20 protein-coding genes are annotated in these 19,007 nt (G+C 71.1%); 5 read left to right on the forward strand and 15 right to left on the reverse strand.

Translation table 11 applies throughout. The features are described 5' to 3' along the window. Positions 1–40 precede the first annotated feature (40 nt). The 5 genes from cobA to A7B18_RS15530 all read right to left on the reverse strand — a co-directional run bounded on the left by cobA (position 41) and on the right by A7B18_RS15530 (position 4,783). Positions 41–1,582, reverse strand: coding sequence for a uroporphyrinogen-III C-methyltransferase (gene cobA, locus A7B18_RS15510; protein ID WP_102127610.1), 1,542 nt, complete (start codon positions 1,580–1,582; stop codon positions 41–43). 132 nt (positions 1,583–1,714) lie between these two features. After that, the gene (locus A7B18_RS15515; protein WP_102127611.1) at positions 1,715–2,512 is read right to left on the reverse strand and encodes an AIM24 family protein; all 798 of its coding nucleotides are present in this window, start codon (positions 2,510–2,512) and stop codon (positions 1,715–1,717) included. A gap of 33 nt (positions 2,513–2,545) precedes the next feature. Beyond that, entirely contained in the window at positions 2,546–3,706 is a 1,161-nt protein-coding gene (locus A7B18_RS15520) for a DUF418 domain-containing protein (RefSeq protein WP_102127612.1), read from the reverse strand. A gap of 242 nt (positions 3,707–3,948) precedes the next feature. After that, complete coding sequence (locus A7B18_RS15525) at positions 3,949–4,311, reverse strand: MliC family protein (RefSeq protein WP_102127613.1); 363 nt, start codon at positions 4,309–4,311, stop codon at positions 3,949–3,951. Between the two features lie 103 nt (positions 4,312–4,414). Beyond that, positions 4,415–4,783 carry a hypothetical protein gene (locus tag A7B18_RS15530; protein WP_102127614.1) on the reverse strand — a complete coding sequence of 123 codons (369 nt, stop codon included), beginning with the start codon at positions 4,781–4,783 and terminating at the stop codon, positions 4,415–4,417. 91 nt (positions 4,784–4,874) lie between these two features. On the opposite strand from A7B18_RS15530, the gene A7B18_RS15535 reads away from it, so the two are divergent. Further along, on the forward strand, positions 4,875–5,645 hold the full coding sequence (locus tag A7B18_RS15535; RefSeq protein WP_245872917.1) for a GNAT family N-acetyltransferase: 771 nt from the start codon (positions 4,875–4,877) through the stop codon (positions 5,643–5,645). On the opposite strand, the gene A7B18_RS15540 is transcribed toward A7B18_RS15535, so the two are convergent. The 3 genes from A7B18_RS15540 to A7B18_RS15550 form a co-directional block, all read right to left on the reverse strand. Further along, positions 5,605–6,081 carry an HIT family protein gene (locus A7B18_RS15540; RefSeq protein WP_102127615.1) on the reverse strand — a complete coding sequence of 159 codons (477 nt, stop codon included), beginning with the start codon at positions 6,079–6,081 and terminating at the stop codon, positions 5,605–5,607. The two genes, A7B18_RS15535 and A7B18_RS15540, sit on opposite strands and share 41 nt — an antisense overlap. After that, positions 6,078–6,977 (reverse strand): P1 family peptidase, encoded by a 900-nt coding sequence (locus A7B18_RS15545; protein WP_102127616.1) that lies wholly within the window; start codon positions 6,975–6,977, stop codon positions 6,078–6,080. Before A7B18_RS15545 ends, A7B18_RS15540 begins: the two co-directional genes overlap by 4 nt. A 171-nt stretch (positions 6,978–7,148) precedes the next feature. Next, complete coding sequence (locus A7B18_RS15550; RefSeq protein WP_102127617.1) at positions 7,149–7,817, reverse strand: response regulator transcription factor; 669 nt, start codon at positions 7,815–7,817, stop codon at positions 7,149–7,151. 216 nt (positions 7,818–8,033) lie between these two features. Here A7B18_RS15550 and A7B18_RS15555 point away from each other — a divergent pair, with 216 nt between their 5' ends. Beyond that, on the forward strand, positions 8,034–8,393 hold the full coding sequence (locus A7B18_RS15555; RefSeq protein WP_102127618.1) for an MmcQ/YjbR family DNA-binding protein: 360 nt from the start codon (positions 8,034–8,036) through the stop codon (positions 8,391–8,393). Positions 8,394–8,496: 103 nt separating this feature from the next. On the opposite strand, the gene alaS is transcribed toward A7B18_RS15555, so the two are convergent. The 3 genes from alaS to A7B18_RS15570 form a co-directional block, all read right to left on the reverse strand. After that, complete coding sequence (gene alaS / locus A7B18_RS15560) at positions 8,497–11,376, reverse strand: alanine--tRNA ligase (protein ID WP_102127619.1); 2,880 nt, start codon at positions 11,374–11,376, stop codon at positions 8,497–8,499. A gap of 164 nt (positions 11,377–11,540) precedes the next feature. Beyond that, entirely contained in the window at positions 11,541–12,086 is a 546-nt protein-coding gene (locus tag A7B18_RS15565) for a hypothetical protein (RefSeq protein WP_102127620.1), read from the reverse strand. Positions 12,087–12,224: 138 nt separating this feature from the next. Continuing rightward, complete coding sequence (locus A7B18_RS15570) at positions 12,225–13,259, reverse strand: AfsR/SARP family transcriptional regulator (protein WP_102127621.1); 1,035 nt, start codon at positions 13,257–13,259, stop codon at positions 12,225–12,227. Between the two features lie 98 nt (positions 13,260–13,357). Here A7B18_RS15570 and A7B18_RS15575 point away from each other — a divergent pair, with 98 nt between their 5' ends. Further along, a complete protein-coding gene (locus tag A7B18_RS15575) occupies positions 13,358–14,884 on the forward strand; it encodes an amidohydrolase (protein ID WP_102127622.1) in 1,527 nt (508 codons plus the stop codon). A gap of 65 nt (positions 14,885–14,949) precedes the next feature. Here A7B18_RS15575 and A7B18_RS15580 read toward each other — a convergent pair whose 3' ends face one another. The 3 genes from A7B18_RS15580 to A7B18_RS15585 form a co-directional block, all read right to left on the reverse strand. After that, on the reverse strand, positions 14,950–15,684 hold the full coding sequence (locus A7B18_RS15580) for a YebC/PmpR family DNA-binding transcriptional regulator (RefSeq protein WP_102127623.1): 735 nt from the start codon (positions 15,682–15,684) through the stop codon (positions 14,950–14,952). 501 nt (positions 15,685–16,185) lie between these two features. Then, complete coding sequence (locus A7B18_RS22050) at positions 16,186–16,362, reverse strand: hypothetical protein (RefSeq protein WP_180970190.1); 177 nt, start codon at positions 16,360–16,362, stop codon at positions 16,186–16,188. Between the two features lie 50 nt (positions 16,363–16,412). Continuing rightward, the gene (locus tag A7B18_RS15585) at positions 16,413–17,330 is read right to left on the reverse strand and encodes an alpha/beta fold hydrolase (protein ID WP_102127624.1); all 918 of its coding nucleotides are present in this window, start codon (positions 17,328–17,330) and stop codon (positions 16,413–16,415) included. Positions 17,331–17,415: 85 nt separating this feature from the next. Here A7B18_RS15585 and A7B18_RS15590 point away from each other — a divergent pair, with 85 nt between their 5' ends. Next, positions 17,416–17,703: a hypothetical protein gene (locus tag A7B18_RS15590; protein WP_102127625.1), complete on the forward strand. Its 288-nt coding sequence runs from the start codon at positions 17,416–17,418 to the stop codon at positions 17,701–17,703. An 8-nt stretch (positions 17,704–17,711) separates the two neighbouring features. Here A7B18_RS15590 and A7B18_RS15595 read toward each other — a convergent pair whose 3' ends face one another. Continuing rightward, positions 17,712–17,981 carry a hypothetical protein gene (locus A7B18_RS15595; protein ID WP_102127626.1) on the reverse strand — a complete coding sequence of 90 codons (270 nt, stop codon included), beginning with the start codon at positions 17,979–17,981 and terminating at the stop codon, positions 17,712–17,714. A 71-nt stretch (positions 17,982–18,052) separates the two neighbouring features. Here A7B18_RS15595 and A7B18_RS15600 point away from each other — a divergent pair, with 71 nt between their 5' ends. Continuing rightward, the gene (locus A7B18_RS15600) at positions 18,053–19,000 is read left to right on the forward strand and encodes a metallophosphoesterase family protein (RefSeq protein WP_102127648.1); all 948 of its coding nucleotides are present in this window, start codon (positions 18,053–18,055) and stop codon (positions 18,998–19,000) included. Positions 19,001–19,007: the final 7 nt, after the last annotated feature.

Raw genomic sequence — 19,007 nt, forward strand, 5'->3', positions numbered from 1 at the left:
AGAAATGCGGCGTGGACGGGATTTCCGTCCGTTTGGAGCCTCAGTCCGCCCCGCGTGTCCCGACCGCCGGACCCCCGCTGACCGCCCGCTCGGCGGCGTCGGCCAGGGCCTCCAGGGTGGGGGCCTCGGCGACGGTGACGCGGGTGAACCCGGCGCGGCGCGCGGCGTCGGCGGTCTGCGGGCCCATCGCGGCGACGGCGAAGTCGGTTCCGGCGAGGGCGGCGAGATGCCGGGCCGCGCTTCCCGAGGCGAGCGTCACCACGTCGGCGGCCCTCAGGCGGTTCATCGCGTGCTCGCCGGGCCGGGCGGGTTCGGTGCGGTAGAGTTCCGCGCGCTCGTAGCGCAGGCCGCGCGCCTCCAATCCACGCTCCAGGTCGTCCTCCGCGACCTGGCTCGTGAGGTGCAGGGTGACCTCGCCGGGCTGACCGGGCAGCTCGGCACCCAGGTGCAGGGCGCCGGGGGTGGAGGGCAAGAAGTCGGCGCGCACCCCGCGCTCCGCCAATGAGCGGGCGGTGCTGGGGCCCACCGCCGCCACCCGCACGCCCGCGAGGTGCCGGGCGTCGAGCCCCAGGCGGTCCAGGTGGGTGAAGAGAGCCATTGCCCCCTGGTTGCTCGTGAGCAGCAGCCAGCTCACCCCCGTCAGGTCGCGCAATCGGGCGTGCAGCTCGGCCTCGCGGGCGGTCTCCGCGAAGCGGATCAGGGGCACCTCCAGCACCGAGGCGCCGCGGGCGCGCAGGAGGTCCGACAGGGCGCTCGCCCCGTCGCGGGTGCGGGTCACGGCGACGCTGCGGCCCGCGAGGGGTCCCCCGAAGCCCGGCCCCACGTCGAACCAGCGCAGATGGTCCCGCAGCCGGGCGACCTCGCCGACCACGGTGACGGCGGGGGCCTCCAGCCCGGCCTCCCTGACCGCCCGCGAGATGGTCGCCAGCGTGCCCGTCGCCACCCGCTGCTGGGGCGTGGTGCCCCACTGGACGGTGGCGGCGGGGGTCTGCGGGTCACGCCCGGCGGCGATCAGGTCGGCGCTGATCTCGCCCAGGTTGCGCACCCCCATCAAGAGCACGAGCGTGTCCACCCCGGAGAGCCGCTCGTAGTGGGCGCCTCCCTCCTTCGTGTTGCCGGTGAGGACGGCGAAAGAGCGGGCCGCCTCGCGGTGGGTGACCGGAATGCCCGCGTAGGCGGGCGCGGCGATGGCGCTCGTCACGCCGGGGACGACCTCGAAGGCGATGCCCGCGAGGACACACGCCTCGGCCTCCTCGCCGCCGCGCCCGAAGACGAACACGTCCCCGCCCTTGAGCCGGGCGACCCGCCTGCCGCCCCCCTCCAGCGCCTTTTCCACGATCAGGGCGTTGATCTGCTCCTGGCCGATGTACTCGGAAAAGCCCTTCTTGCCCACGTAGATCGTCTCGGCCTCCGGGCAGTGCCGCAGCAACTCGGGGTTGGCGAGGTAGTCGAAGAGCACCACGTCCGCCCGCCGCAGGGCCTCCACCCCGCGCACGGTGATCAGCCCCGGATCGCCCGGCCCCGCCCCGATCAGGGACACGAACGCGCGGGAGCCGGGAGCAGGAGCAGCGGAATCGGTCATGCCGACAGGCTAGCGGCCCGGGGGAGGGACAAATGCGGCGGGGAACAAAAAACCCGCCCTCTCGGGCGGTGATAGGAAAAAGATAGCGTGGGATGCAGAGGCTGTCAACTTATGCAGCCGGGTTCTGGCTGTCTACCCGTCCAGCGACGGCAACAGGGTGGACGTGACGCGCAGCGGCAGGGTGGGGGCGAACCACACGCGGCCCGTGCCGCGGTAGACCTGCACGAAGCCCTCGCCGGTCCGCCCGCTGCCGAGCAGGCCCCTCGCACTCTTCTCGACGCTGAAGGTCAGGCCCCCCGTGTACGCGAGGACGAGATTGCCGTCCACCTTCAGGGTCTCGCCCCGCAGGTCGAGAACCTGGAACTCGTCGGGGTGAACGGGGCTTTGCAGGGCGAAGACGCCCGTGCCCGAGAGCTTGGGCTGGACCCGGCCCTCCCCGCTGCCCAGGGCGGCGGCAAGCCCTCGGTTGACGTGCCGTCCGACCGTCACGTCCCCCACGCAGGCGACGAAGGCGCCGTCGTCCACGATCACGTCCTCGCCGCGCAGCTCGCCCAGCAGCAGGTGCAGCCGGGTGGGCTCGGTGTGGATCACGCCCGCGCCGCGGTAGACGGTCTTGTACAGGCCCTCCCCGGTCGCCGCCGCCGTGACCGCCCCGCGCAGGAAGCCGCCCAGCCCGCCGCCGCCCCCGCCCGTCATGCTCGCGCCCATCTCGATCTCGCCGCGCAGCGACTGGAGGGCGCCGGGTTCGAGCACCGCCGTGCCGTCCCCCACGTGCAGGGTGAGTTGCCGCCAGGGGGCCGGGCGGGTCACGGGCTGGAGGTAGCCCTCCAGGGGGGTCTCGGCGGGGTGGGCGGTGTGCTCGACGACCTCCAGCCGCGCGCCCTCGCCGCCGATCTCGCGGACCGTCCGGGCCTTCCAGATGAATTCCATACCGGGAGTACGCGCCGCGGGGGCGCCGGGTTCCTACCGCCGGGCGCGGCCATACACCAGGGCGCGGGTCAGCGCCTCCAGCGGCCCCGTGCCGAAGCGGCGCAGCACCCACGCGCTCAGCGGCACCTGGGCGAGCCCGACCGCGAGGGCGAGGAGCAGCGTGGCGGCGGCCCCCCAGCGTCCGTACTGGGCTCCGGCGTAGGGGTAGAACACCGCCGTCATGATCAGGCTCTGGGCGATGTAGTTGCTCATGGCGAGCCGCCCGCTCGCCGCGAAGGCCCGCAGGGGCCCCAGGCTCCCCCGCGCGGCGAGGAGCCCCAGCACCCCGGCGTACCCCAGCGCCGAGGCGAGCCCGCCCCCCATGCGGACGGGGATGGCGAGGAGCCCGGCGGTCTGGGTGCCCCAGGTGTTCAGCCACGCGAGGAGCACCCCCAGCGGCAGGCCGACCATCAGACCATACGCGGCGAGGCGGCGCAGCAGCGGCAGGTGCTCGTGCGGGCGGGTGAGCACGCCCGTGCGGTGGGCGGCGGCCCCCAGGCAGAAGAGCGCGACCAGCCACAGGCCGTTGTACACGCTGCCCCCGATCAGGTTGGACTGGAACTCCGCCGCCCGCCCGGCCACGACCTGCGCGTACGTCATCCCCGGGGTGAGGTCGGGCAGGCCGTCGAACCGGGGTCTGACCGGGCCCGCGAGGCTGCCGAAGCCCGCCAGCACCCCCAGCAGCAGCCACCACGCCCCCAGCGCCGCCGCGAGGGTGACGAGTTCGCGCGCCGTCATCCGCACGGTGAGGAGCAGCGCGACCGCCAGCAGCGCGTAGTTGGAGATGATGTCCCCGTGCCACACGAACACGAAGTGCGCCGTGCCGATCACGAGGAGCACGGCGAGGCGCCGCAGCAGCGTTCCCCCCCCGTGCCGCGCGAGCAGCCCCGCCGCCCCCCACCCGAACAGCATGGCGAAGAGGCTGATCGCCCGCCCGTTCACGAACACGTCGGTCAGGACCTGCACGGCCCCGTCCGCGCCCCGCTGCTCCCACTCCCGGAAGCCCGCGAAGGTCTGCGCGTTCACAATCAGGATGCCCAGCAGCGCCAGCCCCCGCAGCACGTCGGGCAGCGCCGCGCGTTCCCCCGCCCCCACCGGACGCTGAGGGCCGGTCTCAGGGGCGGGGGCCTGGTCCGGCGGGGAGGCGAGGCTCATGGATGCAGGCTAGCGCGCGGGCGTCTTCCGGGGATGGGCAACAAAACCGCCTCTCGGGCGGTGATGGGTCAATGCCAGCGCCCTATGGGCCTCCGCGCGCGCGAGGCCCATCTGGCAAGCCCTCTTCCAGTCTCGTGCCGGCTTCCCGTCGGGAGAACCCCGAGCAGCGCGGGCGTCGCCTCCCGACGACGAGGCCCGTCTGAAGTTCAATCTGGCCTAGGCCGCCCTGGGGAAAGGGAGCGTCAGTTGACCTGCACGCACCCCCGCAACGCGAACCGCCCGCTGCGGGTCTCCTTCATGGAGGCAACCTCACCGTTGCTCACCCAGGCGAAGCCGCCGCCCTGGTAGAGCACGCCCCCGGCACCGTCCGCCTGATTCAGGACGCGCGTCTGCCCCGCGAACTGCACGCGGGCGCGGTTGGGCAGGAGGGTCACCTGCACGCGGATGCCGCCCTGGCAGCGGAAGGTGGCCCGGCCCAGCACCCGCTCCCCGCCCGCCGAGGGGGACGAGGCGGCTGGGAGGCCGTCGGCGAGCGCCGTTCCGCCGAAGGGCAGCAGGACCACCGAACACAGACCGACCCGGACCACCGCGGTGAAGGGCTTCATTCGTTGAGTCTTTCACATGGGATGAGCTTCTCTCAAGAGAAGAGCTGGCACTCAGGCTCGTGAAGCCCGGCGGCCCGGACGGGGGCGTGAGGCTCCCTTTCTCTCAGTTGACGCGCACGCAGCCGCTGACCGGCAACTCGCCGCTGCGGGTGTTTCGCATGTAGGCGACCTTGCCGTCGTTGACCCAGGCGAAGCCGCCGCTGCGGTAGCGCACGCCCCCCACCCCGTCGGCGAGGTCGAGGGTCCGGGTCTGCCCCGCGAACTCGACCTGCGCCCGGTCGGGCATCCGCGTCACCTGCACGCGAATCCCGCCCTGGCAGCGGAAGACCACCCGCTCGATCACCCGGTCCCGGTTCGCCGGGAAGGTCGCGGAGGCGAGGGAGGGCGCCCCGTCGGCGAGCACCCTGCCGCCCAGGGAGAGCAGCGCCATCAGACAGAGGCCGACACGCGAGGCCGCAGCGAAGGGGTTCACGTGAGGAGTATTTCACACTGGGGAGGCGGCGGTGGTGTGCCTCCGGCCCCTGTCCAGCCCACCCGGCAGCCGGGGCGGGTACGCTGGCGGCGTGGTGCTCCCACCGTTCCCCGACCCCCTGCCGCGCCTCGCCCACGCGGAGGCGGCGGGGCATGTCCGGTACGGGGAGGCGGGGGCCGCCGCCCGCTTCGGTCCCCTCGTCGCCGTGCACGCCGGACCCGGCCTGCCCGTCAACACGGCGTGGCACGACGGGAGCGGGGGGCTGACGGAAAGCCACCTGGACGCCTTCGAGACCTTCAGCGCCGAGCATGGGCAGCCTGCGAAGCTGCACGTCCTCTCGCACGCCGTCCCGCCGCTGCTCCCGCTCCTGAGGGCGAGGGGGTACGTGCTGGACTCCGTGCTGCACGTCTACACGCACGACCTGAGCACCCTGCCGCCCGCTCCTCCCCTCACCGTCCGCGAGGAACCGGACCCGGAGGTCTGGGCCGACCTCTCCGCACGCGGGTTCGGGCCGGGCACGGCGGCGATCATGCGCCTCGTGGCCCAGGCCGCTGGGACCCGGCGGCTGGTGGCCGAGGCAGACGGGCAACCCGCCGGAACCGCCGCCCTGAGCGTGACGGAAGGCGTGGCCGCGTTCTACGGGACCTCTACCCTCCCCGAGTTCCGGGGCCGGGGCGTGCAGACGGCCCTCCTCGCCGCGCGGCTCCGGCTCGCCGCCGACCTTGGGGCCGACCTCGCCAGCGTGTTCGTCACGCCGGGGAGCGGCAGCGAACGCAACGTGCGCCGCGCCGGGTTCGTGGTGGCGGGCACGCGGCTGACCTTCACGTGGGAGCGTCCGGAGGCAGGTCGAGCCGTGCCCTGAGCCGGGTCGCGTCCTCGGCCCGCTTCTCCGTCGGCATCACGGAGCCATACGTGAGGTAGAGGTCGTCCCCGGCCCAGCGCGGAAAGACGTGCAGGTGGTAGTGCCACACGTCCTGGTTTCCGGCGGGCTCGTTGTGCTGGCGGGTGCTCACGCCCTCGCAGCCGTACGCCGCCTTCATGGCGAGGGACACCCGGCAGGGCAGGGCGTGAATCCGGGCGCCGAGGGGGTCGGGGAGGGCGTAGAGGTTCTCGAAATGCTCCGCGGGGATGATCAGGACGTGCCCCGGGGTCCCCGGCCACTGCTTCGCCGCGATCAGGGCGATGACCTCCCCGTCCCGGTACACCACGTCGCTCTCCCGGCTCCAGACGTGTTCGTTCACCACCCCCGCCGCGAGGAGGCAGAAGGGGCAGACATAGCCCGGGGGAGCGTGGGTCACCCCCGCGCCATCCGCACCGCGTCACGCACCGAGGCGCACACGGCCTCCTGCACGAGGGCGCCCAGCAGCATGGGGTCGGCGGGCGGCAGCGTGCAGGCGCTCAGCACGAAGGCGCTGTCCCCGTCCCAGAAGGTGTGGCTGGGGTGGATGACCCGGCCCAGCGCGGTCTGCGCGGCGTCGGCGAGGCGGCGGGCGTCGTTCTTGGTCAGCGTGTGCTCGGTGACGACCGCGACGAGGGTGGTGCTCTCCACGTCGCCGGGCGTAAAGGCCACCGCCCCCGGCCCCACACCCGGCCCGGCGAGCACGCCGCCCCGCTCGTCGAGCACATCGCCGATGGGATTGACGACCGCGAGCGCCCCGACCCGGACCCCGTGCCGCTCTACGCACACGCTGCCGAGTCCGCCCGGCACAGTGAACTCCTGCCCCAGGTACTTGCCCGCCGTCGCGCCCGTGCCCGCGCCCACCCGTCCGCGCTCGACCGGAGCGTCCGACGCCGCTCGGGCCGCCATCTCTCCCTCCCGCTCGCCGGGGCGGGCCCGGGGGTCCCCCACCCCCAGGTCGTAGACCACCGCCGCCGGGACGAGGGGCACCCGCGCCCAGGGCGTCTCGTGGCCCACCCCGCGTTCTTCGAGCACCCGCACCACGCCGCTCGCCGCCGCGAGGCCGAAGGCGCTGCCGCCCGTCAGCAGCAGGGCGTGGACCCGCTCGACCTTCTTCTCGGGCGAGAGCAGCACCCCCTCGCGCGTGCCCGGACTCGGCCCCAGGAAGCTCGCCGAGGCGACCGCGCCCGCGTCCGGGCAGAGGACCACCGTGCAGCCGGTGAGGCCCACGGGGTCGGTCCAGTGGCCCACGCGGAAGCCGGGAACGGCGGTGAGGGTGGAGTTGGGCGGGTTCATTCCTGCATTGCAGCACGCCGGGCCTGGGTCGGGCGCACCGCCGGGTAACTCTGGGTGCCGCCCCGCGATCTCCACGCCGAGATTGTCCTCAACCGCCGATCACAGATGAAAGCGCCCCGAGCATCCCAGGGCGCTCCTGCTGATCGCTGACGGCGGAAAGCTGACCGCTCCCTACGGCGTCTTCAGCGCGTACCCGATTCCCCGCACCGTGCGGATGATCCCGTACCCGTCGAGGTCGCGCAGCTTGGCGCGCATGTTCGCCATATGCACGTCCACGACGTTGGAGTTGCTGGGCAGCTCGCCGTTCCACACCTCGCGCTCGATCTCGGCGCGCGAGTACACGCGGCCCGGCTGCCGGGCGAGGAAGGTCAGCAGATCGAACTCCTTGGGAGAAAGCCGGACCTCGTGCCCGTTGTAGTGGCACAGCCGCTTTTGCGGGTGGATTTCGAGCGCCCCGATGGAGATCACTTCCCCGTGCTGCTGGTGGCGAAGCTGCACCTTGACCCGGGCGACGAGTTCCTCCGGGTGGAAGGGTTTGGTCATGTAGTCGTCGGCGCCCGCCTCCAGGAGGTTGACCTTGCGGTCCACGGCGTCCATCGCGGTCAGGATGATGATGGGCACGCTGCTCGTCTTGCGAAGTCTCCGGGCGATCTCGGCCCCGTCGAAGTCGGGCAGGCCGAGGTCGAGGATGACGAGTTCGGGACTGTTCTCGCGGGCGCTCGTCAGGCCCGTCACCCCGTCGGGGGCCGTCAGCACCTTGTACCCGGCCTGCTCCAGCTCGTACTGGACGACGCGGGTGATATCGGGGTTGTCTTCGATCAGCAGGATGCGTTGGTCCATGAGGTGTGCTTCTCCCGGCGATGAGCCTGTTTCCCGCCATCGTAGGGGCCGGGGGAAGGCCTGCGGGAATTACCTCAGTTTATGCTCTCTTAACACCGAGGCATTGAAAAAGGCCGGTGGGCACGACACTTTTCCGGGTGAGGCTGCAAATATTCCCGCACTCGGGTGGCTCACGGACCCTGGGCCCGGCCTCCCGCAACCGGCTATGCTCTCCCCATGCGCTCTATCGGCGAGGTGCGAGCGGAGGCGGCGACCCTCCCCCACTCGCGGGAGACCTTCCCCTTTGGCGAAACGACCCTAGTGTTCAAGGTGGCTGGCCGGATGTACGCCCTGACCGACATTCAGGCCGATCCGCCGAGCCTGTCCGTGAAAGTGACTCCCGAAGGTGGCGAGGCGTTGCGCGCCGAGTACGCCGCCGTTCAGCCCGGCTACCACCTCAACAAACGCCACTGGATCACGGTCACCCTCGACGGCACCGTGCCCGACGCTCTGCTGCGGGAACTGCTGGCGGCCAGCCACGCGCTCGTCGTGCGCGGCATGACGCGGGCCGAACGCGTGGAGCTGGGGTTGGGGTGAGCGGGATGGTGTGGAAGATGACGATCTGCTTCTCTGCCACGTCGCCCGGCGAAAGTCAGAGGCCGGAGCCTCTGCCCCGGCCTCCGTTCCTGTGTTCAACGGGCTAGAACGCCGTCTCCAGCGCCCCCAGCGCCGCTTCGGGGTTCTGAATCCCCGCCTGGGCCATGTCGGGCCTGCCCCCGCCCTTGCCCCCGGCGGCGGCGGCCAGCTTGCCCACGAGGTGCCCCGCGTGCGCCCCCCGCCCCACCGCGTCCTTCGTCGCCTTGACCACGAGTCCCCGGTCGCTGGCGATCACGGCGAGGTCGGCCCCGCTCCCGTCGAGGAGCTTGTCGGCGGCACCGCGCAATTCGTTCCCCTCGATGCCGGAGAGCCGCAGCGCCGCAACCTTGAAGCCGCCCAGCTCGCGCACCTGGGAGCCCGCGCCGCTGCCCCCGCCCATCTGCGCCTCGGCAAGCTGGCGGCGGGCCTGGGCCGCTTCCTGCCCGGCGGCTTTGAGCGCGGCCTGCAAGCCGGAGATGCGCCCCTCCAGCCCATCGAGGTTGGTGTTCAGCAGACCGGCCACCCGGCCCGCCGTGTTCAGCCGTTCGCGGACCCAGGTGCTCGCCGCCTCGCCCGCCAGCGCCTCCACGCGGCGCACGCCCGCCGCCACGTTCTCGTCGGACACGATCACGAGGGCGCCGATGTCCCCGGTGCGGGCCACGTGCGCGCCGCCGCACAGCTCCTTGCTCGTCACCGTCCGCCCCTCGAAGGGCACGCCGCCCTCGACGCTCACCACCCGCACCCGGTCGCCGTACTTCTCGCCGAAGAGGGCCGTGGCCCCCGCCGCCTTCGCCTCCTCGATGGGCATTTCCCGCCACGTCACCGGGAAGTTGGCCGTCACCCAACGGTTCACCAGCCGCTCGACCGCCGCGATCTCGTCCGCGCTGAGGGCCGAGCCGTGGGAGAAGTCGAAGCGCAATCGGTCCGGGGCGACGAGGGAGCCCGCCTGCCGGACGCCCGAACCCAGCACCGCGCGCAGGGCCGCGTGCAGGAGGTGGGTGGCCGTGTGGTGCCGCTGGATGGCCTGCCGCTCGGGGGCGACGAGGGCGCGCACCGTCAGGCCGGGGGTCAGGGTCCCCTCCTCCACCAGCACGTCGTGGAGGAACACGCCGCCCGGCGTCTTGCGGGTGTCGCGCACGGCGGCCCGGCCCCCCTCCCACTCCAGCACACCCGTGTCGCCGACCTCACCGCCGCCCTCTGCGTAGAAGGGCGTGCGCGAGAGCACGACGGTCGCCTCGCTGCCCGCCTCTAGGTGGTCGAAGCGTTCTCCGGCGCCGACGAGGGCAAGCACTTCGCCGTTAGTATCGAGATCGTCGTAGCCGACGAACTGGGTGGGGGGTAGTCCCTCCAGCACCTCCTGCCCGCCACCGAACAGCTCGGATTTGCCGTACTTGCTCCCGGCCCGCGCGAGTTCCTGCGCCTTTTCCAGGCTCTCGGCGTACCCGGCCTCGTCCACGCTGACGCCGTACTCCTCGGCGATCTCCTTGGTCAGGTCGAGGGGGAAGCCGTAGGTGTCGTAGAGGACGAAGGCTTCCTCGCCGGAGAGGACAAGGTCTTTTGGCTGGAAGTCGGTATGTTGGGGGATATGTGCAGGGAAGGTAGCCCTTCCAATAGTCATCATTCCGTCTGGGCTCATCACGTCAGCGCGGTCGTAAATCTCTCGCCCAAACTTCGTGTAAACCCAATCATGGTACTGACGATGCTCTGGGTTAATCTTATAGACAATTCCCTCGTTCGTCTGTTCTTTGGTGTATATGCGACCAAGTCTCGCGAGTGAAAGTTGAAGGCGACCCATCCCGCTTTCCAGCGTCTTGAGGAACCGCTCCTCCTCCGCCCGGATCGCCGCCGTCACCCGCGCCTCCTCCTGCACGAGTTCGGGATACGCGCCGCCCATCCCCCGCACGACGAGGGGCACGAGCTGGTAGAGCGTCGGCTCGCGCAGGCCGAGGAGGTAGGCGTGGCGGCTCGCGCGGCGCAGAATCTTGCGGATGACGTACCCACGCCTGGTGTTGCTCAGCGCCACCCCGTCCGCCACCGTCATGCTCACGCTGCGGATGTGCTCGGCGACGACGCGGTGGGACACGCTGACCTCGCCCTCGTAGGGCTTGCCGCTGAGTTCGGCCACCCGCTCCACGATGGGCCGGAACACGTCGTTGGAATAGAAGTCGGGCACGTCCTGCACGACGCTTGCCACGCGCTCCAGACCCATGCCGGTGTCGATGTTCTTGAAGGGCAGGTCGGTGAGGACGGGCGTGCCGTCGGGCCGGGGGTCCTGGCGGTCGTACTGCGGGAAGACGAGGTTCCAGACCTCCAGAAAGCGGGCGCTCTCGCGGGTCTGGGCGTAGTCGGGCCAGGTGTCGTCGCCGTACGCGGGGCCGCGGTCGTAGTAAATCTCCGAGCACGGCCCGCACGGCCCGTTGGGTCCCTTGAGGGGCGCGTCGGCGGGCCAGAAGTTCTCGTCGGCGCCAAAACGGTGGATGTGGCTCTCGGGCAGGCCGACTTCCTGCGTCCAGTACCCGAACGCCTCGTCGTCGTCCTCGTAGATGGTGACGTACATGCGGGACGCATCCATGCCCATCCACTCGGGGCCCGTCAGGAACTCCCACGCCCAGAGGATCGCCTCGCGTTTGAAGTAGTCCCCGAAGGAGAAGTTCCCCATCATCTCGAACAGGCTGAGGTGCCGCCGCGTGCGCCCCACGTTCTCAATGTCGCCCACCCGGATGCACTTCTGCGCGGTCGTGACCCGCCTGCTCTCGCCGTAGCCCGGGAACTTGGCCGGGGCGCCCATGAACTGCGGCTTGAAGGGCTGCATCCCCGCCACGGTGAAGAGGGTGGTGGGGTCGGGGGCGATCAGCGAGTGGCTGGGCAGGCGCAGGTGCCCCTTGCTCTGGAAAAATTGCAGGTACTTCTCCCGAATTTCAAAGGTGGTGAGGGGCGCGGTCATGGCGGAGAGTATATCGGCGGGGGTGGGGAGCGAATCCGCCACGAACACGCTTGGGGGTGCGCCGGATGGCCGATGTGCCTTCCCCGTTCATCCCAGCAAGGGCCCCCGGATTCCAACGAAAGGAGGCGAAGCCGCAAGCTCCGCCCCCACTTAAAAACCGCCCCTCAGACGAACTGGCCCCCATGCCGAGTTGCCGCCGCCGCCACCGCGTCCGCCGGAACCGAATCCTCGACGGCGACGGCGCGGCCACCACCCGACAGGCCGCTGCTGAGGCGGTCGTGCTGCTCGCCGCTCACGTCATAGGAGCCGGTCGTGTCGCCGACCCCCTCGGTGCCCTCCGCCGTCCCCCGGCCCGCCACGGCCCCCGCCACCGCGCCGAAGCCGGTGCCGACCGCCGCCATCCCCAGGATGATGGGCAGGGCCAGGCCGCCCGTCGCCACCGCCGCCACCGACCCGACCACCCCGGCCACCGCCCCGGTCGCCGCGCCCAGGCCCGCGCCCGCCAGGGCCCCTATCCCGGCCTCGTGGGCAGTGCTCACCTCGCCCGTTGCCGCAGGGGTCGTGGAGGTTGTCTCCGGCTGACGCGCGGCATCGGCCCCCCGGCGACCCACCGTGACCTGGCCGACCTCGGGCTGGATGAGCCCCTGCGCGCGGAGATCGGCGACGAAGGCGTCTGCCGCTTCTTTGCTGGGGAAAAGAAGATGCTTCATGGGAGGCAGTCTGAGGTCGGGTCCCCGAGATGGGGTGAGAGAGCCGCCAAACCGGATTGGGGCATCGAAACAGCCGGGCCCAACATGAGGGGGCGGGCCGGTCACGAGACCAGACCCGCCCGCCGTTTGTCCCCGCCGTCAGTCCAGATCGACCGCCCACCACGCCTCCCTCTGCGCGGCGAGGCGGGAGCGCGGGTCGCCGATGGTGCTCAGCGCCTGGGTCAACCCCTGCCAGTCGGGCTCGCTCATGGGGTCGATGGCGAGCGCGCGTTGGTGGAACTGCGCGGCGTCCTTGGCGCGTCCGGCGGCGGCGGCGGCCTTCGCGGCGAGGCCGAGGACGCTGAACTGCTTTTGCTCCAGCCGGGCGCGCACGTCGTCCACCCAGGGGCTGTCGGCGCCGGGGAGGAAGTTGCCGTACATGCCGACGAGTTCGCGCAGTTCCTCCAGCCCCAGGGCGCCCTGCTCGGCCTGCGCGGCGAGGAGCTCGAAACGCGACACGTCGTAGGTGGGGCTGAGGTCGGCGGCGAGGGCGTAGCGGCGGTTGGTGCTCACCACCGCCTCGTTGCTCAGGCTGCGGCGCAACCGGTGCAGGGTGGTGTGGAAGAGGCTGCTCGCCCGCGCCTCGTCCTTCTCGGGCCACAGCGCCTCGGCGGCCTCCCAGGACGTGACCTCCTTGTGCTCCAGCAGGTAGAAGAAGAGTTCGAGCGCCTTGCGCGACACCCAGGAGACGGCGGCACCCTGCCACACGACCTGCGCGGTGCCGAGCCCCTTGGCCTCCATCGCGCTCTCGCTTTGCAGGCTCAGGCCCGCGCGGCGCAACCGGGCGTCCACGGCGGTCGTCAGGTCCTGCGGGGTGAAGGGCTTGGGCAGGTAGTCGTCGGCGCCGAGGTTCATGCCCCGTCTGACGTCACCGCGCTCGGCGTGGCTGGAGAGCAGCACAAAGGGCAGGGCGTTCAGTTGGGCGTGGGCGCGCACCTGCTCCAGGAACTCCAGGCCGGTCATGTACGGCATCACCACGTCGCTGATGACGAGTTCGGGGGTGAAGACCTTCAGCAGGTCGAGGGCCTCGACAGGGTGGCGGCTGGTGCGGACTTCGTGCCCCGCACGGGTGAGAATCACGCTGATGAGTTTGAGGATGGCGGCGTCGTCATCCACCACGAGGATGCGCGGCATGAAAGACAGTCTAGTCATTCCGTGAGAATTGTGGGTGGAAAACCCGTCATTTTTGAGCGGATCTTTGCCTCGCCGCCCGACTCGTCTAGGCTGGGGACATGAGCGAACGTCCCGCCCCCGACCTGACGATCATTCACGTCCGAACACTGACCCTCGACGAGACTCAGCCGCAGGTCGAGGCGATCCTGGTCGGCGGCAGTCGGGTCCTCGCGGTGGGCACGCGGGAGGAGGTTTCGGCCCTCGCCCCGCGCGCCCGGGTGCTCGACCACCGCGACCTGATCCTGACGCCGGGTTTGAGCGACGCGCACATCCACCTCGTCTCCTACGGCTTCTCGCTCTCCGAACTGGGGCTCCACGGGGCGAGGAGCGTGTCGGAGGTGCAGGCCCGGGTGCTGCAACGGGTGCTGAACACGCCCGCCGGGACGTGGATTCGCGGCGGCGGCTTCCTGCTGTCCGACCTGGGCCTGGGCGAGTACCCCACGGTGCGGGCCCTCGACGAGGTGAGCCCCCACCACCCCGTCTTGCTGTACTCGCGTGACCTGCACCTCGCCTGGGCGAACTCGCTCGCACTGCGGCTGGCGGGCATCTCCGAGACGACGCCGGACCCGGAGGGCGGGGTGATCGTGCGGCCCCTCGGCACCCTGCTGGAGGGCGCGACCGAACTCGTCGCGCACGCCATGCCCACCCCCAGCGAGGCGGAGTACCTGCGGGCGGCGAAGGCGGGGGTGGACGACCTCGCCTCACGCGGGTACGTCAGCGCCCACACGATGGCCTTCGAGGCGCCGGAGGCACCCCGCGCCCTGCAAACGCTCGCCGCGCGGGGGGAACTGCCGCTGCGGGTCTGGGCTTCCCTTCCCCACGAGCGGCTGCATCTCGCGCGGGACCTCGGGGTGGGTCACAGTGTTCCCAGGGAAGGGCCCGGCGGTCTCTTCCAGTGGGGCGGGGTCAAGTTCTTCGCGGACGGGGCGCTCGGCAGCCGCACCGCGTGGCTGCACGCCCCCGGCTTCGCGGACCGGAGCGGCACGGGCATTCCCCTCGACTCGCCGGACCTCATCCGCGAGCTGGGAACCGAGGCGCTGCGGCTGGGCCTCGCCCCCGTCACCCACGCCATCGGCGACCGGGCGAATACGGAGGTGCTGGACGCCTACGACACCTTGCGAGACCTCGCGGCCCGGAAGAACATCCCCCTGCGGATCGAGCACGCCCAGCACCTGCGGCCCGAGGACATTCCCCGCTTCCGGGGCATCGCGGCGGGGGTGCAGCCTATCCACCTGCACGCGGACGGGCCCCTCATTCGAACCCTGCTGCCGCACCTCACGGGGACGAGCTACCCCTTCCGCAGCCTGCGGGAGGCCGGGGCCATCCTCGCCTTCGGGTCGGACGCTCCGGTCGCGCCGCCCGAGTACCGCGCCAACTTCGCCGCCGCCATCACCCGCCGCGACGACGAGGGCCACCCCCTCGCCCCGCACGAGGCGCTGACGGAGATGGACGTGTTGTGGGCCCACACGCGCGGCCCGGCCCTCGCCGCCGGGTGGGACGACGAGGGGATCATCCGGCCCGGGGCGCGGGCGGCCTTCACCCTCTGGGATCGGCTCGGGGGGAACGCGCGGGCGCTGGTGCTGTAGGAGGCGGATGGCAGAAGGCCGGGAATGCTGAAGCTCTCCCGGCCTTCTGCCATCCGCCTCTTCCCTTAAGCCTCCACGCCCTCCGGCAATTCGGCGTTCGAGTACACGTTCTGCACGTCGTCGAGGTCTTCGAGCGAGTCGATCAGGGTCATGAGCTTGCGCACGTCGCCCTCGCTGACCGCGACCGTGTTGGTGGGGATCATGGTGACCACGCCGCTCTCGGCCCGGAAGCCCGCCGCCGCCAGGGCGTCCTGCACGGCATAGAGGTCGTTCGGCGCGGTGCTGATCTCCAGCCCGTCCTCGGACTCCTGGAGGTCCTCGGCGCCGTTCTCGATGGCGGCCTCCTGGGCGGCCTCGGAGGCGTCGGGCAGGAGGATCACGCCTTTTTTCTCGAACTGCCACGCGACTGAGCCGCTCGTGCCCAAGGAGCCGCCGCGCTTGTTGAAGACCGCACGGATGTCGGCGACGGTGCGGTTCACATTGTCGGTCAGCGTCTCGATGAAGATCGCCGTGCCGCCGGGGCCGTAGCCCTCGTAGGTGACCTCCTTGTACTCCGCCGCGCCTTCCGCCGCACCCGCCGCGCGCTTGATCGCGTTCTCGATGTTGTCGGCGGGCACGGTATCCGCCTTCGCCGCCGCGATGGCGTTCTTGAGGCTGAGGTTGGCCGCCGGGTCGCCGCTGCCGCCCGACCGTACCGCCGCCTGGATCGCGCGGATGTGCTTGGAATACATCGCGCTGCGCTTCTTGTCGTTCGCGCCCTTCTTGCGCTTGATCTGTGCCCACTTGCTGTGACCGGCCATGTTCAGTGTCTCCTTGCTGTGTCCCTCACGGGAAACGCGCTCTCCCAAGACGGTGGGGGCGCGTAACGTCCAGCAGTCTACCGCGCCTGTCCGCTACACTCGGGGAGTCCGGTGACGGGCGGGAAGCATGACAGCGCGGGAAACGACCGGGGCGACACGTCAGCCCACGACCTCACCTCTCACAAGGAAAGCCAGTACCTACCAAGAGGAGGCCGGACGCCCTGGTTCAGAGGGTATGTCCGGCCCGGTGTACTTATGGCGCAACCTAAGTCTACCAGAACGCACGCCCAGAAGAAACGCAAGGCTAAGAAACGACAGAAGCGCCCCCAGGCGTGGAAGGAGTGGATCGGCCTCGCGTCCCTCCTCTGGAATGTCTTCCGGTTCTTATGGGAGCAGGTCCACAGGGGTCACTAACAACCTCTGACTGGGTGAAAGCCCCTCGTTCACCCCGCTGAAGTGCCACCGCCCCCGCCGGGCGGTTTTTTCTTGGTCCCGGCGCCCTCAGCCGTCCTCGTCCTCGGGCTCCTTGTAGGGATCGGGGGCGGGCTGGAAGCGGGCGTGATCCTCCGTCGGCGTCAGGTTCTCGCGCTCGCCCTCCCCCGGCCCGGTGTCCACGCCGCTGATGACGACCTCGCCCTGCGTCCCCTCGCCGTGCGCGCCGCCCTGAGTCTGGGTCATGCTCCCCAGCGTACGGCAGGCGCAGGCACGGGTGCCGTCGCGCCCCAGCCTCAGCGCGTCAACGCCTCCTCCAGCGCCTCGGCGAAGGCGTCCTCGTCGTCGAGCCAGGGGTAATGCCCGGCGTCGAGGACCGTTACGTCGGCGTCCGCGAGGTCGGCGAGCCACTGGACCTGCTCGGGATAGCTCGTGCGGTCGTGGACCCCGGCGATCACGAAGACCGGGCGGCGCAGCTCTTGCAGGAAAGGCGGGTACTCGAACTCCCACAGGCCCTGGTTGACGAGGGCCTCCTGCACCTCGCCTCCGCCCACGAGCTGCCCCTCGGCGTCGGCGAACTCCTGGCGCATCCGGCTGGCCGAGTCGCGGAATTGCAGCCGGTTGAGGAGGTCGCGGGCGTTGAGAAGACGGAAGGCCGCCTCCACCCGCGCCTCTCCCACCGGGGCATACTGCCCTTCCGGCGTGCGGGCGCGTACCTCCCCCGCCGGGTCATCGAGGGGCACGCCGCGTAGGGCGCTCGCCTCGCTCAGGAGCGTCAGGGCGAGTTCGGGGAAATGCACCCAGGGATTGACGACGACCACCCGCGCCGTGCGGGTCGGCCAGCGCCGGGCGTACTCCAGCGCGACGAGGGCCCCGAAGCCGTGCCCGAGCGGCACGATTCTCTCGGCCCCCAGGTACTCCCGCACCGCCTCCACGTCGGCCACCAACGTGTCGAGGTCGAGGGTGTCTCCGCCCTGGTCGGTGTCCGCCAGAGCGCCGCTGCGCCCCGAGCCGCGCTGGTCGAGGTAGACGACGCGGCGGTCTTCGAGCCGCTCGCCGAAGAGGGTGCGGAAGGCGTAGGCGTTGTAGCCGGGCCCGCCGTGCAGGAAGACGATGGTCGGTTCGTCGGGGGGCGGGTCTTCCGGGCCGGTCACCTCGAAGTACAGGTCCGCGCCGTTGAGGCGCAAGGAGTTCGGCTCGTCCTGCCAGGTCATGCGGGCATTGTAGGAGGGGAGGCTCAAGGGAGCGAAAGGAGGCCTCGTCCCGGACCGGGAAGGGGCTCTGTACTACCCTGCCGCCATGACCGACGCCCCACCCGACGCCCCGCAGGGGATCGCCTTCACGCTCGACGGGGTGGACGAGATCACCTTCGCCCGCATCCTGCGCGACGTGATGCGGGACGACGCTTTCCGCCGCCCGCTCCAGATTCAGGCCCAGGAACCGCGCCCCGGCAGCCCCGCCCGCCTCACGCTGGTCTTCCGCCCCGACGAACGCACGCGGGCCGTCGAGGCCATGCAGCGCCTCAAGACTGTGCTGTTGCGCCACGGCGTGCAGGTGGACTCGGTGCGGGTGCCGGGCGGGGACTGACGGCGGGCTCAGCTTTCGGTGTCGGGGTTCAGGCCCTCGGCGCGGTCGAGGGCAACGTTGGTGTCGGTTCTCGTCTCCTCCACGTCCCCGAGCAGGGCGGTCACCTGATTCGCGCTCAACCCCTCGCCGGAGGGAAGAGGCACGCCGGAAGCCGGGCGGGCGGCGAAGTCGACGGGCGCGTCCCCCTGTTCGGCGGGGGAATCCGTGTCGGACACGCTCAGGCGGACGGCCAGGGTCGGGTTGACGGGGAGCGTGTTCTGATCGTCGTCTTGCGTCATGCCCCAGCCTGCGCCCCACGTGTCAGGGGAGCTTGACCCTTCGCCCAAGGTTTCGTGATGGAGTGAAGGAGATGCGCCACCTCCTGCCCCTTCTCCTCGTCCCGCTGCTCGTCGGCGCCGCGCCTGCCCCGGCCTCTCCCCTCCGCATCGTGATCCTCAGCGACTTCAACGGCTCCTACGGCAGCACCACATACCCGGCGGCCTTGAGACGCAGTGTGGACCGCATCGTGCGCGAGTGGAGACCGGACCTCATGCTCTCGGCGGGGGACCTGATTGCCGGGCAGAAGGTTTCGCTGACCGACGCGCGGGTGCGGGCGATGTGGGCGGCCTTCGACCGGGACGTGCGCGCGCCGCTCGGTGAAGCGGGCATCCCCTTTGCCTTCACCCTCGGGAACCACGACGCCTCTCTCCAGCGGGACCGGAAGTTGGCCGCCGATTACTGGCGGGGACACGCGCCGAAGTTGGACTACGTAGAGCGGGCGCACTTCCCCTTCCGGTACACCTTCACCTTCGGCAACGGCAGGCTGTTCGTGGCCGTCCTGGACGCCAGCGGGCCGAACGTGGGGGCGGATCAGCGCTTATGGCTGGTCCGGCAACTCGCCACCCCGGAGGCGCGGCGGGCGGGCATCCGGCTCGTGCTGGGCCACCTCCCCCTCGCGGGCGTGAGCGGGGGAAAGAACAAGCCGGGCGAGGTCATCCGCGATCCCCTCCCGCTCCGAAAGGTCATGGAGGAGGGCCGGGTCCTCGCCTACGTCAGCGGGCACCACGCGGCCTTCTACCCAGGGCGGCTCGGCGGGCTGAACATCCTCGCCAGCGGGGGCATCGGTGGGCGGGATTACGTGGGGCATCCGGGCACGGCGCGCAGCACGGTCACGCTGCTTAACCTCGACACCGCTGAAGGAACGGCCATCTTCAAGACCTTCGACGCGGACACGGGGGCGGAGGTCAAGACCGCATCACTTCCCGAGCAGTTGAATGGGCTGGGCGGTCCGCTCGTGCGGGTGGACGAGCTGAAATAGGGGAAGG

Source organism: Deinococcus planocerae (assembly GCF_002869765.1).
Lineage (GTDB): Bacteria > Deinococcota > Deinococci > Deinococcales > Deinococcaceae > Deinococcus > Deinococcus planocerae.

What these genes read in the sequence shown, in the direction of transcription:
- A7B18_RS15525 (WP_102127613.1), bottom strand. Translation starts at nt 4,311, where the DNA reads ATGAAGCCCTTCACCGCGGTGGTCCGGGTCGGTCTGTGTTCGGTGGTC.
- A7B18_RS15565 (WP_102127620.1), bottom strand. Translation starts at nt 12,086, where the DNA reads ATGAAGCATCTTCTTTTCCCCAGCAAAGAAGCGGCAGACGCCTTCGTC.
- A7B18_RS15600 (WP_102127648.1), top strand. Translation starts at nt 18,053, where the DNA reads ATGCGCCACCTCCTGCCCCTTCTCCTCGTCCCGCTGCTCGTCGGCGCC.
- A7B18_RS15585 (WP_102127624.1), bottom strand. Translation starts at nt 17,330, where the DNA reads ATGACCTGGCAGGACGAGCCGAACTCCTTGCGCCTCAACGGCGCGGAC.
- alaS (WP_102127619.1), bottom strand. Translation starts at nt 11,376, where the DNA reads ATGACCGCGCCCCTCACCACCTTTGAAATTCGGGAGAAGTACCTGCAA.
- A7B18_RS22050 (WP_180970190.1), bottom strand. Translation starts at nt 16,362, where the DNA reads ATGACCCAGACTCAGGGCGGCGCGCACGGCGAGGGGACGCAGGGCGAG.
- A7B18_RS15575 (WP_102127622.1), top strand. Translation starts at nt 13,358, where the DNA reads ATGAGCGAACGTCCCGCCCCCGACCTGACGATCATTCACGTCCGAACA.
- A7B18_RS15595 (WP_102127626.1), bottom strand. Translation starts at nt 17,981, where the DNA reads ATGACGCAAGACGACGATCAGAACACGCTCCCCGTCAACCCGACCCTG.
- A7B18_RS15580 (WP_102127623.1), bottom strand. Translation starts at nt 15,684, where the DNA reads ATGGCCGGTCACAGCAAGTGGGCACAGATCAAGCGCAAGAAGGGCGCG.
- A7B18_RS15550 (WP_102127617.1), bottom strand. Translation starts at nt 7,817, where the DNA reads ATGGACCAACGCATCCTGCTGATCGAAGACAACCCCGATATCACCCGC.
- A7B18_RS15545 (WP_102127616.1), bottom strand. Translation starts at nt 6,977, where the DNA reads ATGAACCCGCCCAACTCCACCCTCACCGCCGTTCCCGGCTTCCGCGTG.
- A7B18_RS15515 (WP_102127611.1), bottom strand. Translation starts at nt 2,512, where the DNA reads ATGGAATTCATCTGGAAGGCCCGGACGGTCCGCGAGATCGGCGGCGAG.
- A7B18_RS15570 (WP_102127621.1), bottom strand. Translation starts at nt 13,259, where the DNA reads ATGCCGCGCATCCTCGTGGTGGATGACGACGCCGCCATCCTCAAACTC.
- A7B18_RS15520 (WP_102127612.1), bottom strand. Translation starts at nt 3,706, where the DNA reads ATGAGCCTCGCCTCCCCGCCGGACCAGGCCCCCGCCCCTGAGACCGGC.
- A7B18_RS15555 (WP_102127618.1), top strand. Translation starts at nt 8,034, where the DNA reads ATGCGCTCTATCGGCGAGGTGCGAGCGGAGGCGGCGACCCTCCCCCAC.
- A7B18_RS15590 (WP_102127625.1), top strand. Translation starts at nt 17,416, where the DNA reads ATGACCGACGCCCCACCCGACGCCCCGCAGGGGATCGCCTTCACGCTC.
- cobA (WP_102127610.1), bottom strand. Translation starts at nt 1,582, where the DNA reads ATGACCGATTCCGCTGCTCCTGCTCCCGGCTCCCGCGCGTTCGTGTCC.